We start from the raw sequence: 16737 nt of genomic DNA, 5'->3' as shown, positions 1-16737 counted from the left end.
ACAGGCAGATTACGCGGACCAGACCTTGCGCGGCTTCCAGCGATTGAGCAGCAGGGAGTTGCTGACCACCGAGACGGAACTCATGGCCATGGCTGCCCCGGCAAAGACCGGGTCCAGCAGCCCAAAGGCTGCCAATGGCAGGCCAAGTATGTTGTAAATAAAGGCAAAAAACAGATTCTGCCGGATTTTGAAAACCGTTGCGCGGGACAGCGAGAGCGCATCCACCAGTGCCGTCAACTGGCTGCGCACAAGCACGACATCAGCTGTTTCGAGCGCAATATCGGCCCCGGCACCAATGGCAAAGCTGACATCGGCCAGCGCAAGGGCGGGCGCATCGTTAATGCCGTCCCCCACCATGCCTACGCAATGCTGGCCATCGGCCCGCAACCGCGCAATCTGGGCGGCCTTGCCATCTGGCAGCACATCGGCCACGACCTCATCAATACCCACCTGCCGGGCTACAGCCTGCGCTGCACGCGCGTTATCCCCGCTGAGCATGACAACCCGTAGGCCCTCGCTCCGCAAGGCGGCAATAGCAAGCTGGGCTTCTGGCCGCACCTGATCAGCCAGCCCAAAATAGGCGACCACCGCACCGGCACGGGCCAGTGCAACAATGCTCTGCCCCCGTGCCTGCCAACCATCGGTCAAGGTATGGTCAACCGCGTAGCCAAGCTGGAGCATGTAGGCCAGCGAGCCCATATGCACATCCTGCCCATCCACGCGGGCCTGCACCCCCTGCCCCGGTATGGCTTTAAAGTCGCTCAGGGCCGCAGGCTGGGCACCCCGCTCCGTGGCATAAGCCACAATGGCTCGGGCCAGCGGGTGCTCGGAACTCTGCTCCAGCGCACAGGCCAGCCCCAGCATGGCCTGTTCCGCCACACCCTGCGCACTTTGCACCTGCACCACACCGGGCCGTCCCATGGTGAGCGTGCCGGTTTTGTCCGTAACCAGAATGTCCATCTTGCGGGCCTGTTCCAGCGCATCCGCATTGCGGAACAGAATACCCGCCTGTGCGCCAAGGCCCGTGCCAACCATAATGGCCGTGGGCGTTGCCAGCCCCAAAGAGCACGGGCAAGCAATAACCAGCACGGACACGGCATTGACCAGACTGGCCCCGAAGTCATGCGTGATAACCCAGCCAAGACCAAGGGCCAGCACGGCCAGCACCAGTACGGCAGGCACAAATACAGCCGCTACGCGGTCGGCCAGACGCTGCACGCTGGCCTTGCTGCCCTGTGCCTGCTCCACCATGCGCACAATGCCCGAAAGTACGGTTTGCGTGCCCACCTTGGTGGCCTGCACGCGCAATGCCCCGGTCTGGTTGAGCGTACCTGCAAACACGCGGTCCCCTGCGGTTTTGGCAACGGGAGCACTTTCCCCCGTTAACATGGCCTCATCCAGATCGGACTGGCCATCAAGCACCTGCCCGTCCACGGCAACACTCTCACCGGGGCGAACCATAAATACGTCACCGGGCACAAGCTGTTCCACCGGCTGTTCCACCCACTGGCCATTGCGCTCCACCTGTGCCGTGCGGGGTTGCAGGTGCAGCAGGCTTTGCATACCTGCGCTGGCACGGGCCTTGGCGCGGGCCTCCAGAAGCCGCCCAAGCAGAACAAGGGTCATGACCAGTGCGCTGGTTTCAAAATACACAGGCTGGTCAAGGCCAAACAGCATGACAACGGTGCTGAACACAAAGGCAATACCGGTGCCCATAACCACCAGCACATCCATATTGGCAGCCCCACTGCGCAAGGCATGCATGGCCCCGCCATACAGGGAGCGCCCACACCAGACCTGCACAATGGCTGCCAGCACACATTGCGCCCACAAGGGCAGCATGGCTGCGTGCAGCCCTGCCAGCATGCCCAGCATCTGCCCCACAAAAGGCAGGCTCAGCACCGCGGCAAGCACAAAATTACGCCATTCATCCCGCAACGCGGCCTTGTGCTGCGCTGCCTGCGCATCCGGGTCCTGCTGGCTGTACAGGGCTGCACCGTAACCCGCTTTTTCCACCCGCGCGATCAGGGCTGCGGTATCCACCACACCGGGCACAAAACTGACATGCGCACGCTCGGTCGCCAGATTGACCGATGCCTGAACAGACGGCAGAGCATTAAGCACTTTTTCCACCCGGCTTACGCAGGAAGCACAGGTCAGCCCGGTCAAGGCCAGATCCACACTGGTCGTCTGGGGCGCAAAGCCCGCGCTGCGCACGGCAGCAAACACCTGTGGCAACTGGGTGGTGGGGTCCTCCAGCGTGACCTGCGACCTTCCCGTGGCAAAATTGACCGACGCCTGCAAACCCTGCTGGCGGTTAAGCACTTTTTCCAGCCGGGTGGCACAGCTGGCGCAGCTCATGCCCTCTATGGGAAAACTGACAATCTGGCTCATGCTCTTGTTGCTCCGCGCCCGTGGTCGCACAGACCGGGGCCAAACATGCTTACACACAGGGGGTGGTCGGGTTGGAACCGCATCCATTCTTCTTGCCATATATGCCCCCTAGGGGTATATTTAAAAGATGCTGTGTCGTTCTTTCCTGCATCAGATGGTGATGGGCTGCCTGCTTGTGCTGGCCGCAACACTGGGGCTTTGGGCTGCGCATACACCCGCGCGGGCGGCACAACCTGCCATGGCCCATACAGCCATGCACATGGCCGGGCACAGCATGGCGGGCACACCCCCCCTGCACAACCACACACCAACAGCCATAAGCTGCCCCACAACCACGGCCGCCACACACCACCTTATGCACCACCACGGCGCATGCTGCATGACGGGGAATGCCCTGTCTGTTGTTGATACAGCGGTTGGCATGCTGCCCAATGGCCTGTTGTGGCACACCCGGGCACGCCCGGTTTTTGCAACACCCCCTACCCTGCCCGACCGCAGGGCCGCCCCCCTGCTCCGCCCACCCAGACTGCACACGGCCTGACACATCCGCCGGAGCCACAGCTCCGCCCGATCAGCCAGACGCCCTGCCCCCGTGCAGAGCGCGCAGTATGGACCAGACCATGCTCAATTCCTCCCTCCGCCATGGCAGGGGCATTGCACGCCGCCAGTTTATAACTGGTGCCAGCGCGCTTGCCGCCATGGCCACCCTGCCTGCCACACCCCGTGCGCAGGCGGATACCCTGTTTGACCCCATTATTCCCCCCAACCCACAGCAGGTTTATGACCTGACCATAAGCCCGATGGCCTGCACCATTGCCGGCAAAACCCAGACCATACCGGCCATGAACGGCAGCATGCCCGGCCCCACCCTGCGCTGGCGCGAGGGGGAGACGGTAACCCTGAACGTGCATAACCATCTGGCCGAGGACACCTCCATCCACTGGCATGGCATACGCTGCCCGGCCGATATGGACGGCGTACCCGGCCTGAGCTTTGGCGGCATTGCGCCGGGGCGGAGCTTTACGTACCGTTTTCCCGTCAAACAGAGCGGAACCTACTGGTACCACAGTCATTCCAACATGCAGGAAGCGCGGGGGCTGTATGGGGCCATTATCATAGACCCCCGCACCCCACCGGCCACAACATGGGAGCGGGATTACGTTATTCTTCTCTCTGACTGGTCGGACGTGGCCCCGCACGACATTATGAATAACCTGAAATTTCAGGACGACTACTACAACTTCCGCCAGCGGACGGCTGTCTCCCTTGTGCATGACGCCAAGCGAGATGGTCTGGGGGCCGCCATAAAAAACCGCCTGCAATGGGCAGGCATGAACATGTCCGCCACCGATATTTCAGACGTAACCGGGATTATTTACACCTACCTGATGAACGGCTGCACGCCCGATACCAACTGGACCGGGCTGTTCCGCCCGAACGAGCGGGTCAGGCTGCGCTTTATCAACGCTTCTTCCATGACCTTTTACGACATCCGCATTCCCGGCCTGCAAATGGATGTGGTGCAGGCCGATGGCAATGACGTAGCACCCGTGCGGGTTGATGAGTTCCGCATTGGTGTGGCCGAAACCTACGACTGCATCGTGCAGCCTACGGACAGCAGAGCCTACACCATTTTTGCCCAGACGGAGGACCGCACGGGCTTTGCGCGCGGCACGCTGGCCCCCGAGCAAGGTATGCGGGCCACCATTCCCCCCATGGACCCACGCCCCGTGCGCACCATGCTGGACATGGGCATGCCCTCCACCATGCAGGGTATGGACATGAAAGGCATGGATATGTCCGCCCCCAAACCGCTTGCCGCCCACACGCCCCCGCTGAATGTTGAAAACCAGAACATTGCCCGCATGCCCACCGACCGGCTTGCTGACCCGGGGGATGGACTGCGCGATAATGGCCGCAGGGTGCTCACCTACGCCGACCTGCGCGCCCTGCACCCAGTGGCAGATACCCGCCCCCCCTCGCGGGAGATCACGCTCCACCTGACCGGCAACATGGAGCGCTACATATGGGGCTTTGACGGCAAAAAATTTTCCGAAGCAGAGCCAATTCCCCTGCGGCTGGGCGAGCGTGTCCGCTTTACCCTGATCAATGACACCATGATGGAACACCCCATTCACCTGCACGGGTTATGGAGCGAACTGGAAAACGGGCAAGGCGCTTACAACCCGGTCAAACATACCATTATTGTGCAGCCGGGCAGCAAGCTCAGCTACCTTGTCTCGGCCGATACGCCCGGATTGTGGGCCTATCATTGCCACCTGCTCTACCATATGGACCTTGGCATGTTCCGCACAGTGGTGGTGTCATGAGCAGATACACCCCCGCCGCCTGCGCGGCCCTGCTGCTGCTTGGCATAAACCTGCCAAACACCAGCCCCGCCCGTGCCGCCAGCCCACAACCCGCCATGGCGGGTATGGCAGGCATGGAGGATATGCCCGGTATGGACATGAGCGAGGGCATGGATATGCCAGCCCACCCGGCCTCGCAGCCCACCACGCATGGTGCGGCGCACCCTGCGGCTCCCTCCCACACGGCGGCCCCGTCTGCGCCTACCACCCATGCCAGCACGCCCCCCCCAGCCACTTCCGCCACCAGCGGGGTGAGCACACAGCCCCCGGCCCCCGCTACATTTCGCGTGAGTCTGCCCCCCCTGACACCCAGCAGCCAGTGGCCGGCGACCCCACCGGCAACGCCAGTCGTGCATTATGTGCACAACATGCCCCCGGTCATGGACCACAGCACTTATTTTCATGTTCTGATGGAGCAATTTGAAGGCCGCTATACTGCGGGGGACAGCCTGCTGCGCTATTCCGGGCAAAGCTGGTTTGGCACCGACCACGACAAGCTCTGGATCAAGTCCGAAGGCACGGTGGACGGGCACCGCCATATGAGTGATGGCGACCACGAATTTTTATATGACCATGCCATTTCCACCTATTTTGACCTACAGGCCGGTGTGCGGCTTGATCTGGATAGTGGCCCAACCCGTGCGTGGGGGGCTGTTGGGGTACAGGGGCTTGCCCTGTACTTTTTTGATGTATCAGCCACAGCCTATTTTAATGCCCAAGGTGTGGCGGGCAAGCTGGAAGGGTCCTATGACCTGCTGATTACCAACCGCCTGATCCTGCAACCTCAGGCAGAGTTCAACTTCTATTCCCATACCGATGCCCAGCGCGACGTCAGCCGGGGTTTTTCCGACATTGATGCGGGTTTGCGCCTGCGTTACGAATTCAAGCGCAAAATAGCCCCTTATATTGCCGTGACCTATGCCGGTCATTACGGCAACACCGCAAACCGCAGGCCCAACTGGCACGGCACAGCCGATAACGGGCCAGAGGACATCCGCTTTACCTTTGGCGTGCGCACATGGTTCTAACCCCTGCCAGCGCCTGACCCGCACACTCCCTTTTGCGTCCGGCGCGCAGACATTCTACACAGGGAGCAAGATCACACTCCGGAACGGCTGCGGGGCTTGAAAGGCTCTTACCCGTTCCGGCCCCTGCCTCTTTTGTTCAGAACAGCCTGTAGAAGCCCATGTCCACAGACAAACCCGGTTGCCATGCCTGCACCCCCCCCACCCCGGCCAGCACGGAACGGCACGTAACCCAGCCGGACAAGACTGCCCTGATCAACCGCCTTAAACGGATTGAGGGACAGGTCGGGGGGATACTGAACATGGTGCAGGATGACCGCTACTGCGTGGATATTCTGACCCAGCTTTCCGCCGTTAAATCCGCGCTGGATGGCGTGGGGGTGCAAATCCTGACATCCCACGCCAAAGGCTGCGTGCGCACCGCCATTGCTGAAAACGGCGGGGAGGAAGCACTGGAGGAACTCATGGGCGTTATCCGCAAAATGGTAAAATAGGACATTCTGCCAAAAGACCGCCCTCCCGCTATATTGACCCGGCCAGACATCCTCCGTAAAAAGCGTCAGTTTTCATCCCGCGATGCCCCATCAGGCGCAGCTTTACTGAGCGCCGGAGGCGCCGCTTTCCCATGTCCATGACTTTTGCCGACCTCTCCCTGATGGAGCCGCTGCTCCTTGCATTGGCCGAGGCAGGCTACGTAAGCCCCACCCCCATTCAGGCCCAGTCCATTCCCCTGCTGCTTGAAGGCCGTGATCTGCTGGGGCTGGCGCAAACAGGCACGGGCAAAACAGCCTCTTTTGCGCTGCCGCTCCTGCACCGCCTTGCCGCAAACCCGCGCCCGGCCCCCAAAGGGGGGGCGCGTATTCTGGTTCTGGCACCCACGCGTGAGCTTGTATCCCAGATTGCCGATGGTTTTGAAAACTTTGGCCGCCACCTGCCCTTTAGCGTCACAACGGTATTTGGCGGCGTAAGCCAGATGCATCAGGTCAACGCGCTCAAGGATGGTGTGGATATTCTTGTTGCCGCCCCCGGACGCCTGCTGGACCTGATCGAACAGGGGCTTTGTGACCTGTCTCAGCTTGAAGCCCTGGTGCTGGACGAAGCCGACCAGATGCTTGATATGGGCTTTGCCAAACCGATTGAGCGGATTGTGGCAACCCTGCCCAAAGACCGGCATACCGTGCTGTTTTCCGCCACCATGCCCAAATCCATTGCCGCACTGGTGGAAAACCTACTGCGCGACCCGGCCAAGGTGGAAATTGCCCCCCCCTCCACCACCGTGGACCGGATTGAACAGTCGGTCATGTTTGTGAATGCCGCCGACAAAAAAACAGCCCTGCTCGCACAGTTGCAGGAACCTGATATTGGTCAGGCGGTTGTTTTTACCTTGCAGAAAAACATTGCCAACGAAGTCTGCTCTTTTCTGACCGATGCCGGGATTACGGCGGAAGCCCTGCACGGCAACCGCTCACAGGGGCAGCGGGAGCGCGCACTCAATGCGTTCCGTGAGGGCACGGTGCAGGTTCTGGTTGCAACGGATATTGCAGCCCGCGGGATTGACGTAGATACAGTCACCCATGTTTTTAATCACGACCTGCCAAGCCTGCCCGAAAGTTACGTCCACCGCATAGGCCGCACCGGGCGTGCGGGGCGGCGGGGCATTGCCGTAACCCTGTGCGATGCCGAACAGCGCGCATGGCTCCATGATGTGGAACGGGAGATCGGGCAGACCCTGACCGTCCATACCGAGCATGAATGGCACTCAGAAGACGCCCGGAACTCCACCATGCGCGCGCCCGTGCTGGGTGGCGGGCCGGTCAAGCAGGTCAAACCGCAGGTCAAGCGTGAGCGCCGGGTCTGGACTGAGGAAGAAAAACAGGCTGCACGCGCTGCATCCCAAAAAACAGCCTGAATAATACGGCTATTTTTACAGGCAGGCATGGCATAACGCTGCCATGCCTGCCCCGGTTACCGCGCGCACGGGTTTGGTTGTTTAGTCCCGTGCAGCAGCCACGCCATCACGCACGCGCTGGCCTATGGTGGCATCAATATTAGTCCAGTATTCAAACACCCGAGACAGCACAGGTTCTTCAACACCCTGTAGAACATGGCCGACAATATTGCTCACCAGCCTGTCCCGCGCGGCACTGTCCATAACACGGTTGATCAGGGTATTGGCCTGCGCAAAATCATCATCATCGGCGCGTAAGGTGTAGGCTTCCCGCACAAAAGCCCCATCGGCCGCCCAGACTGCGTTATCGGGAAAACGCTGTGCATCCGCCACCGGCCCACCTTTGGAGTTGGGCACATAAGCCGGGTCGTGCGCGGGGTTCATGCGCATTGTGCCGCCCTTGGTGTAACCATGAACGGGGCATTTGGGTGCGTTAACCGGGATCTGCTTGTAATTCACGCCAAGGCGCGCACGGTGGGCGTCCGCATAAGCAAACGCACGGCCGAGCAACATCTTGTCAGGCGACAGGCCGGTGCCGGATACAAAATTGTTCGGTTCAAACGCAAGCTGTTCGATCTGGGAATGGAAATCCGTTGGGTTCCGGTCAAGCGTGAGCCTGCCGACATCGATCAGCGGATAGTCCTCATGCGGCCAGACCTTGGTCAGATCAAACGGATTGATGTGGTAGGTTTTGGCATCCTCATACGGCATGATCTGCATTTTGAGTGTCCAGCTTGGGTACTCCCCACGCCGGATTGCCGCGTACAGATCCCTGCGGTGATAATCCGCGTCCTGCCCAGCAATTTTATCAGCCTGCTCCTGCGTCAGGCATTGAATACCCTGATCGGTTTTGAAGTGGTATTTAACCCAGAACCGTTCCCCCCGCGCATTGACCCACATGTAGGTATGGCTGGAAAAACCATCCATATGCCGCCATGACGCCGGAATACCCCGGTCCCCCATAAGCCAGGTAACCTGATGTGCGGTTTCGGGGCTGAGGGTCCAGAAATCCCACTGCATGTCGTTATCACGCAGGCCGTTATCGACCCGGCGCTTCTGGGAGTGAATGAAATGCTGGAATTTGAGCGGATCACGCACAAAGAAGATCGGCGTATTGTTGCCGACCATATCAAAGTTGCCTTCATCCGTATAAAACTTCAGGGCAAAACCGCGTGGGTCCCGCCATGTATCGGGGCTGCCAGCCTCCCCTGCCACGGTTGAAAACCGGGCCACAACCTCGGTCTTCGCACCTGGCTGCAAAAACTTTGCACAGGTGTACGCGCTCATGTCGTGCGTGACTTCAAACGTACCAAATGCGCCGCTCCCTTTGGCATGGGGCTGGCGGTCGGGGATCATCTCGCGATTAAAGGCCGCCATCTGCTCGATCAGGTAATGATCATGCAGAACAATGGGACCATTCGCGCCAACAGTGAGCGAGTGCTCATCGCTCGAAACCGGGATACCGGATTCCGTTGTGTGTATTTTCACGGTTGAATCATTTGTCACCACGGTCTCCTTCGCGTGTTCGCCGTACACTTATGCAACGCATATCCTGTGCCGGGTGTTCACTTCCTGCTCATCACTTTTTCCGGCAAGGCAATGACCGGCATAGGCAAACGGGAGCGTGCCTGCTCCCCCCCCACACCCGCTTTAACAGCCAGTATGCCTCCACTGCGCCAGCCAGCAGGCCAACGCAGCAGCATGAGTGCTCAACCAGAAGCCTGCCTGTGCGCTTTACGTCCCCAGCATGCGCCGCACGGCAGCCACCAGATCATGGCGGCAACGTTCGGCCAGAGCAGAAGGCAGCAGGTCAAACCCATGGACCGCACGGGCATACACCACCAGTTCGGTTGGCACGCCTGCATGCCACAGGCGGTGTGCAAACGTCACATCCTCATCCCGGAACAGGTCCAGCGCGCCGGTTACGATAAATGTTGCAGGCAGCCCCGACAGGTCATGCATAAAGGTGGGGGACAGGTAAGCAAACCGCGGGTCATCCCCTGCCAGCGCCCCCCGCACTGCGGACCATGCGTGCCGGTTCTGTGCGCGAGTCCAGACAAACTCCCCGGTTGTGGGGTCATCCCCCGGAGCATCGGGGCTACCTGTGCGCAGGTCCAGCATAGGGTAGATCAGGGCCTGACCGCACAGCCTTACCTGTGCGCGGTCCCGTGCCAGAAGAGCGGTAGCCGCCGCAAGGCAACCGCCCCCGCTATCGCCCATGACCATAATGCGCGAGGGGTCTGCCCCAAGCGCGCGCGCGTGCTCATGCACCCATACCAGCGCGGCGTAAATATCCTCCAGACCACCGGGAAAAGGCGTTTCCGGCGCCAGGCGGTAATCAACCGACACGACCAGAGCCGCCGTATCTGCCGCAAGGCGCTCCAGTGCCCCGGCTTGCATGTCTGGCGTGCCCGCGATCATGCCGCCACCATGAATATTGAGAATAACAGGCACAACGCCCTGAACACCCACCGGGCGGAACAGGATAATCCGCACATCTGGCGCACCCTTGGGGCCGGGGATGATGCGCTCCTCAAATCTGGCTGCGGCGGATTGCAGGAGTTCTGTTGTGCCTTCAACCAGCGCACGGCGGAATTCTGCCAGATCATCCTGCTCAGGGTTGAAGGCTGGAAACGACGCCACCATCCCGCGCTGCTGTTCATCAACCAGACCAAGGGTTGTCATCGTCAACACTCTCCATTTCTCTTGCGGGTCAGCAAGATCATAAAGAGCCGTCACGCAGGATAACAATGACCCCTACAACAATTTGAAGACTACCGTTTTTCAGCCAGCCCCGGCACGCAATGCGCCCTCATTTGCAAGGCTGGGAGCGGTGCAGATACAAAAAAGGCTCCCCCACCTGCTGGTGGGGGAGCCTTTAAGCACAGCGTAAACGCCGTAAGGGTCGCGGTCTTAGTTCTTGGTTTTGTCAACCAGACGGGACTTGGCGATCCAGGGCATCATGCCACGCAGTTTTTCGCCAACGGCTTCAATCTGGTGGGCATCGTTACGAGCGCGGGTTGCTTTGAAGAACACGTTGCCGGACTTGTTTTCCAGCACGAAGTTACGCACGAAGGTGCCGTTCTGGATGTCCGTCAGGATGTCCTTCATGGCCTTCTTGCTTTCCGCCGTGATCACGCGCGGGCCGGACACGTACTCACCATACTCCGCAGTGTTGGAGATAGAGTAGTTCATGTTGGCAATGCCGCCTTCGTAGATCAGGTCCACGATCAGCTTCATTTCGTGCAGGCATTCAAAGTAAGCCATTTCCGGGGCGTAACCGCCTTCAACCAGCGTTTCAAAGCCAGCGCGGATCAGCTCGACCAGACCACCGCAGAGCACGGCCTGTTCACCAAACAGATCGGTTTCCACTTCTTCCTTGAAGGAAGTTTCGATCGTGCCTGCACGGCCACCACCAATGGCGGATGCGTAGGACAGGGCGATGTCCAGAGCCTTGCCGGACTTGTCCTGTGCAATGGCCACCAGGCAGGGCACGCCGCCGCCACGCTGGTATTCGGAACGCACGGTGTGGCCGGGGCCTTTGGGTGCGATCAGGAACACGTCCAGGTCAGGGCGGGCTTCGATCAGGCGGAAGTGGATGGACAGACCATGAGCAAAGGCAAGTGCTGCACCCTGCTTGAGGTTCTTTTCCAGGGATTCGGTGTACAGTGCGCCCTGGCCTTCATCGGGGGTCAGCACCATAACAACGTCTGCCCAGGCAGCGGCCTTGTCGGGCGTCATAACCGTAAAGCCAGCATTGCGGGCTTTTTCCGCTGCCGTGGAGCCTTCACGCAGGCCGATCACAACGTCGGAAACACCGCTGTCCTTCAGGTTGTTGGCATGGGCATGGCCCTGGCTGCCGTAACCGATAACGGCCACCTTTTTGGACTTGATCAGGTTAACGTCGGCGTCACGATCATAATACACGCGCATAGCCATTATACTTTTCTCCCTGTTGCCGGGGGTCAGTCCCCGGCGTTGCACCTGTCTATACTTCAGAAGTTCTGAATTGTCTGCGGCCCGCGGCAAATGGAGGCAACCCCGGTGCGGGACACCTCAACAAGCCCGAGCGGGCGCATCAGCTCAATAAAACTGTCCAGCTTGTCTGTGGAGCCGGTCAGTTCAAACACAAAGGAACTGGCGGTTGTATCAACCGCCCGTGCCCGAAAAGCCTGTGCAATGCGCAGGGCTTCGGTCCGTGGCTCGCCAGAGGACACCACTTTGACCAGAGCCATTTCCCGCGCAACATAAGGCCCTTCCGCCGTAAGGTTGACCACGCGCGAGACGGGCACAAGCCGCTCAAGCTGCGTTTTGACCTGCCGGATGGAAGACTGCGTGCCCGTGGTGACAATGTTCACACGGGAAGTGTGGCCATGCTCATCCACCGGAGCCACGGTCAGGCTCTGGATGTTGTAGCCACGGCCCGAGAACAGCTCCACAATACGGGCAAGAGCCCCGCTCTCGTTATCCACCAGAAGGGAAATAACAGCGGAACCGGAAACTTCGACCTGCATACTCATGTTTCTCGCAATCAAGGCAGAAGGGACAAGACGGAACCTAAAAGAACAGAACTGGCCAATCAGACCAGCATCTGCCCTTCCTTGCTGATCGTGGCACTGCTTGCTTCCTGCTCCGGGCCAAGGATCATCTGGTTATGGGCGGCACCAGATGGAATCATGGGGAAGCAGTTTTCCCCCTCCGCCACGCAAATATCCACCAGCACGGGGCCATTATGCTCCAGCGCCTTCTGGATGGTGGCATCCAGCTCGTCCAGCCGGGTCACGCGCAGGCCGGTGGCATGGAAACTTTCCGCCAGCTTTACAAAGTCCGGCAGGGCATCGGAATAGCTTTCCGAATAGCGCGAACCGTGCAGCAGTTCCTGCCACTGGCGGACCATACCCATGTAGTGGTTGTTGATGATGAAAATCTTAACCGGCAGGCGGTACTGCGCGATGGTCCCCAGTTCCTGAATATTCATCAGGGTTGAGGCTTCCCCCGCAATATCCATAACCAGCGCATCGGGGTGCGCAATCTGCGCGCCAACGGCAGCAGGCAGGCCGTAGCCCATGGTGCCAAGCCCGCCCGATGTCAGCCAGCGGTTGGGGGCATCAAAGCGGAAGAACTGCGCCGCCCACATCTGGTGCTGCCCGACTTCGGTGGAAACGTACGTATCCCGCCCGGTCTGGCGTGCCAGTTCGTAAATCCGCTGGATGGCCTGCTGCGGCTTGATCACGGCATCGGGGGCCTTGTCCTGCCCAAAGCGCAGGCAGTCCAGCGCGCGCCAGCTTTCAATCTGTGTCCACCAGGCATCCAGGTCAGACTTATGGGCGTAAGCGGGCTGTTTTTCCCACTCTTCGATCATCAGATCGATAATCTGCCCGACATCCCCCACAATGCCTTCGTTGACATGCACGATCTTGTTGATCTGGGAGGGATCAATATCAACATGGATTTTGAACGAGCTGGGGGAGAACGCATCCAGCCGCCCGGTTACCCGGTCATCAAACCGGCTGCCAAGGGCGATCAGCACATCGCAGCCGTGGGTTGCCAGATTGGCCTCATACGTCCCGTGCATGCCCAGCATGCCAAGGAATCGCTGGTCCGTACCGGGGAACGCCCCCAGCCCCATGAGCGTGGATGTTACGGGAAAACCCGTCAACTCCACCAACCGGCGCAAAGCGGCACTGGCCTGCGGGCCGGAGTTGATAACCCCGCCACCCGTGTAAAACAGCGGGCGTTTGCCTGCCTTCATGGCTGCCACGGCGCGGGTAATGGCCGCACGGTCTGGCTGGGAACCCATGCGGGTGGTGCGCGGGGTTACGGCGTGTGCCTCCACATAAGGGGCATCGCCCACCGTAATGTTCTTGGGCAGGTCAATCAGCACCGGGCCGGGGCGGCCGGAGCGGGCAATGGCAAAAGCCTCATGCACCGCAGGAGCCAGATCTTCAGGCTTGCGCACCAGATAGTTGTATTTGGTAACCGGGCGGGTAATGCCCGTTGTATCCGCTTCCTGAAAAGCGTCATTGCCAATCAGGGGGGTGGGCACCTGCCCGGACAGGCAGACCAGCGGAATGGAATCCATCATGGCGTCCAGAAGGCCGGTTACGGCGTTGGTCGCCCCCGGGCCACTGGTCACCAGCACCACCCCCACCTTGCCGGTAGAGCGGGCATAGGCCTCCGCCGCGTGCACGGCCGCCTGCTCGTGGCGCACCAGAACGTGGCGGATGTGATTCTGCTTGAACAGGGCATCATAAATAGGAAGAACGGCGCCACCGGGGTAGCCAAAAATAACCTCCACACCCTGTTCGACCAATGCGCGCAAAAGAACTTCCGCACCCGGCAGGGTGGTGGTTGTCTGAGCGTCCAGTGTGGTCGAACCCGTTGTGCGTGTCATAGCGTCCTCTCTTCCCGGAATTGGGAGCAGGTCGCCTGTTTAGGACCCGATATTGGGTGCGTCAATCCCCTTTAGAATAAAAGAAACAATTTCATCATACTTTCTTTCCGAAAATTGCTCAAAATCGGAAAAACAGGCATTAACCATACAGGTCAGCCCCTCCGCAGTAAGCGGATGGTGGGCAAACCATGTGGCCTGCCGCTTGGTGTAGCGCCCTGTGGCGGCAACGGCACGGGTTGCGGCTTCGGCCTGTGTAATCTCCCCCCGCAGCATGGCGGCCAGTTCGGGCACGCCATGGGCGCGCATGGCGGGCAGGTCCGGGTCCAGATTCTGTTGTAACAGAGCGCGCACCTCCTCCACGCCGCCCTGCTCCAGCATGGCGGTAAACCGGGCCTGTATGCGCGCACGCAGTTCCACCCGGGACGGGTCCAGACGCACAGCGACAAACCGGGCCGGGGCGGGCGGCAGGCCGGGCTGGGCCAGCCACCAGTCCAACCCATGGCCTGTGGCCTGCCATACCTCCCACGCACGGGCCACACGCTGCGAATCCACTGGCTTGAGGCGTGATGCCGTTTGCGGGTCCACCGCCATAAGCCGCTCATGCACGGCGGGGGCCCCTTCCTCCACCACCAGAGTGCGGGCAGCCTGCTGCACGGCGGGGGGGCTTTGTGGAATCTGGGCCAGTCCATCGGTCAGGGCGCGCATATACATGCCCGTGCCCCCGCATAGTATGGGCAACTGCCCCGCGTGCCATGCCTGCTGCATGGCTGCCAGCGCCTGCTCGCGCCACCATGCCACGCTCCCCTTATGGGCGGCGGGCAGCACACCATATAACCGGTGCGGCACGCGCTGTTCTTCCGCCTTGTCCGGGCGGGCCGTCAGCACACGCAGGTCTTTATAAACCTGCATGGAATCCGCGTTAATGACCACGCCCCCCAACTGCTGGGCCAGCCTGAGTGCTAGGGCGGATTTGCCCGAACAGGTCGGCCCTGCCAGCACAAGGGCCGGGGGCTGGCTTTGCGTGTAGCGGGTTGCCGGGCTGGGGCATGGGTGTTCTGCTTGCTTCATGTCCGTATTCCTGCCACACACCCAAGTGCCATGACGAGCCTTGTTCTGACCCTTGTTGCCCCCCGTGAGGCAACAACACTCGATACCGCCACAATCTCCCTCGCGCGTGATATTATCCGTGCCCAGGGTGAAACCGTTATCCTCTCCCCCGGGGAGGCAGTGGATATTCCCTGCCCGACCTGCGCGCCAGACGTGCTGGCCCAGTTACACACACATCTTGGCAGCAAGATGGACGTGGTACTGACCCCCGCAGAGGGCCGCCGCAAAAAACTGCTGGTCTCGGACATGGACAGCACCATTGTCGCCAACGAAACACTCGATGACCTGGCAGCCCTTGCCGGTATTGGGGACAAGGTTGCCGCCATTACCACCCGCTCCATGAACGGCGAGCTGGATTTTGCCACCTCCCTGCGCGAACGCGTAGCCCTGCTTAAAGGCCAGCCCCAAAGCCTGCTGGAAAAAGCATGGCAGGATGTACGCCTGAACCCCGGCGCGGTGGAAATGGTGCGCACCATGCGTGCGCATGGAGCCTACACGGCGCTGGTATCGGGCGGGTTTACCTTTTTTACCTCCCGCGTGGCCGCCCTTTGCGGGTTTGAGGAAAACCACGCCAATACCCTGCTGACCGATGCGACCGGCCACCTGAGCGGTGCCCCCGGCCTGCCCATTCTGGGCGCGCAAACCAAACTGGACCTGCTGGAACAACTCAGCACGCGCCACAAGCTGGCCCCCGAGGCTACTCTGGCCATTGGCGATGGCGCAAACGACCTGCCCATGCTGCGCGCCGCAGGGCTGGGCATTGCCTTTTTTGCCAAGCCGGTTGTGCGTCAGGCCGTAGCGGCCCAGATCAACCATACCTCGCTCCGCACGGCACTATTCATGCAGGGCTACCCCGCATCCGCCTTTGTAAGCGCATAACTCGTAACACCAGCCGCTGAGCGCCTGTAAAAAAGTAAGGCAGCACCATGCAGTTTGACCCAAGGGATATTTCAACCTACCCCATAGCCCGCGTCATCAGTATTGTACTGGGCGTGGGGCTGGTGCTGTACTGCTTCAACTTCTACCTGACTCTGCCACAGGACACACCCGAGCACGTCATGCGGCATGTGGCAGCGCTGATTGTCGGCACCATTCTGCTGCTGGGCAGCATCTGGATCTAAGGTCAGGACTTCATTAATTTACTGAACTGAGCATCGCATTGCGATCCCCAACGGTTTCCAGTGTAAAGCTACCTCGAAAGAGTTTAGACCTCCCTACAACTTTGTACCTATGAGGTACGCTCTCACGTATCCCTTCGAGCGCCAATCACTCACTGACGAACAGCTTTGATCCGCGGATAATCCCAGCAACTAATATCTATATGAGTCAAACCCTTGACCATTAAAGAACAGGCCGGAGCATGAGGTGCAAAATTTTCTGACGGAAATACTACAACATATAGACCTTCTGGATCAGCAAGTTTTTGCACAGCAGACGATATAGAAACTGTAAAAACCAAAAAATATGCAATACATTTCCTAAATAATAAATTTTAAAATC

General features: G+C 60.0%; 15 protein-coding genes. 7 read left to right on the top strand and 8 right to left on the bottom strand.

Annotated elements, in window-relative coordinates; genetic code table 11:
- Nucleotides 1-9 precede the first annotated feature (9 nt).
- The gene (locus ACSYTG_RS03655; RefSeq protein ID WP_489783076.1) at nucleotides 10-2394 is read right to left on the bottom strand and encodes a heavy metal translocating P-type ATPase; all 2385 of its coding nucleotides are present in this window, start codon (nucleotides 2392-2394) and stop codon (nucleotides 10-12) included.
- A gap of 127 nt (nucleotides 2395-2521) precedes the next feature.
- On the opposite strand from ACSYTG_RS03655, the gene ACSYTG_RS03650 reads away from it, so the two are divergent.
- The 5 genes from ACSYTG_RS03650 to ACSYTG_RS03630 all read left to right on the top strand — a co-directional run bounded on the left by ACSYTG_RS03650 (nucleotide 2522) and on the right by ACSYTG_RS03630 (nucleotide 7697).
- On the top strand, nucleotides 2522-2935 hold the full coding sequence (locus ACSYTG_RS03650; RefSeq protein WP_086645605.1) for a hypothetical protein: 414 nt from the start codon (nucleotides 2522-2524) through the stop codon (nucleotides 2933-2935).
- 79 nt (nucleotides 2936-3014) lie between these two features.
- Nucleotides 3015-4724, top strand: coding sequence for a copper resistance system multicopper oxidase (locus ACSYTG_RS03645; protein WP_489783077.1), 1710 nt, complete (start codon nucleotides 3015-3017; stop codon nucleotides 4722-4724).
- A gap of 290 nt (nucleotides 4725-5014) precedes the next feature.
- Nucleotides 5015-5791 (top strand): copper resistance protein B, encoded by a 777-nt coding sequence (locus ACSYTG_RS03640; RefSeq protein WP_489783117.1) that lies wholly within the window; start codon nucleotides 5015-5017, stop codon nucleotides 5789-5791.
- 158 nt (nucleotides 5792-5949) lie between these two features.
- A complete protein-coding gene (locus ACSYTG_RS03635; protein ID WP_086645607.1) occupies nucleotides 5950-6282 on the top strand; it encodes a metal-sensitive transcriptional regulator in 333 nt (110 codons plus the stop codon).
- A gap of 131 nt (nucleotides 6283-6413) precedes the next feature.
- The gene (locus ACSYTG_RS03630; protein WP_086645608.1) at nucleotides 6414-7697 is read left to right on the top strand and encodes a DEAD/DEAH box helicase; all 1284 of its coding nucleotides are present in this window, start codon (nucleotides 6414-6416) and stop codon (nucleotides 7695-7697) included.
- Between the two features lie 81 nt (nucleotides 7698-7778).
- Here the strand turns inward: ACSYTG_RS03630 and ACSYTG_RS03625 are convergent, their stop codons facing one another.
- The 7 genes from ACSYTG_RS03625 to miaA all read right to left on the bottom strand — a co-directional run bounded on the left by ACSYTG_RS03625 (nucleotide 7779) and on the right by miaA (nucleotide 15198).
- Nucleotides 7779-9224 carry a catalase gene (locus ACSYTG_RS03625; RefSeq protein WP_489783079.1) on the bottom strand — a complete coding sequence of 482 codons (1446 nt, stop codon included), beginning with the start codon at nucleotides 9222-9224 and terminating at the stop codon, nucleotides 7779-7781.
- A 77-nt stretch (nucleotides 9225-9301) separates the two neighbouring features.
- The gene (locus ACSYTG_RS03620) at nucleotides 9302-9439 is read right to left on the bottom strand and encodes a hypothetical protein (protein WP_489783080.1); all 138 of its coding nucleotides are present in this window, start codon (nucleotides 9437-9439) and stop codon (nucleotides 9302-9304) included.
- Nucleotides 9440-9470: 31 nt separating this feature from the next.
- Nucleotides 9471-10421, bottom strand: a complete 951-nt coding sequence (locus ACSYTG_RS03615) for an alpha/beta hydrolase (RefSeq protein WP_489783081.1) — start codon at nucleotides 10419-10421, stop codon at nucleotides 9471-9473.
- A 228-nt stretch (nucleotides 10422-10649) separates the two neighbouring features.
- A complete protein-coding gene (gene ilvC / locus ACSYTG_RS03610; protein WP_086645704.1) occupies nucleotides 10650-11669 on the bottom strand; it encodes a ketol-acid reductoisomerase in 1020 nt (339 codons plus the stop codon).
- Between the two features lie 62 nt (nucleotides 11670-11731).
- Nucleotides 11732-12250: an acetolactate synthase small subunit gene (gene ilvN / locus ACSYTG_RS03605; protein WP_086645705.1), complete on the bottom strand. Its 519-nt coding sequence runs from the start codon at nucleotides 12248-12250 to the stop codon at nucleotides 11732-11734.
- Between the two features lie 65 nt (nucleotides 12251-12315).
- Nucleotides 12316-14130, bottom strand: coding sequence for a biosynthetic-type acetolactate synthase large subunit (gene ilvB / locus ACSYTG_RS03600; protein ID WP_086645610.1), 1815 nt, complete (start codon nucleotides 14128-14130; stop codon nucleotides 12316-12318).
- A 39-nt stretch (nucleotides 14131-14169) separates the two neighbouring features.
- On the bottom strand, nucleotides 14170-15198 hold the full coding sequence (gene miaA, locus ACSYTG_RS03595; RefSeq protein WP_489783082.1) for a tRNA (adenosine(37)-N6)-dimethylallyltransferase MiaA: 1029 nt from the start codon (nucleotides 15196-15198) through the stop codon (nucleotides 14170-14172).
- A gap of 30 nt (nucleotides 15199-15228) precedes the next feature.
- On the opposite strand from miaA, the gene serB reads away from it, so the two are divergent.
- Nucleotides 15229-16116, top strand: a complete 888-nt coding sequence (gene serB / locus ACSYTG_RS03590) for a phosphoserine phosphatase SerB (protein ID WP_253527890.1) — start codon at nucleotides 15229-15231, stop codon at nucleotides 16114-16116.
- 47 nt (nucleotides 16117-16163) lie between these two features.
- A complete protein-coding gene (locus ACSYTG_RS03585; protein WP_086645613.1) occupies nucleotides 16164-16358 on the top strand; it encodes a hypothetical protein in 195 nt (64 codons plus the stop codon).
- Nucleotides 16359-16737 lie beyond the last annotated feature (379 nt).

The sequence above is a fragment of the Acetobacter sp. ESL1128 genome, from assembly GCF_058505085.1.
Note: the sequence above shows the minus strand (reverse complement) of the source record. Positions and strands in the feature narration are given on the sequence as shown.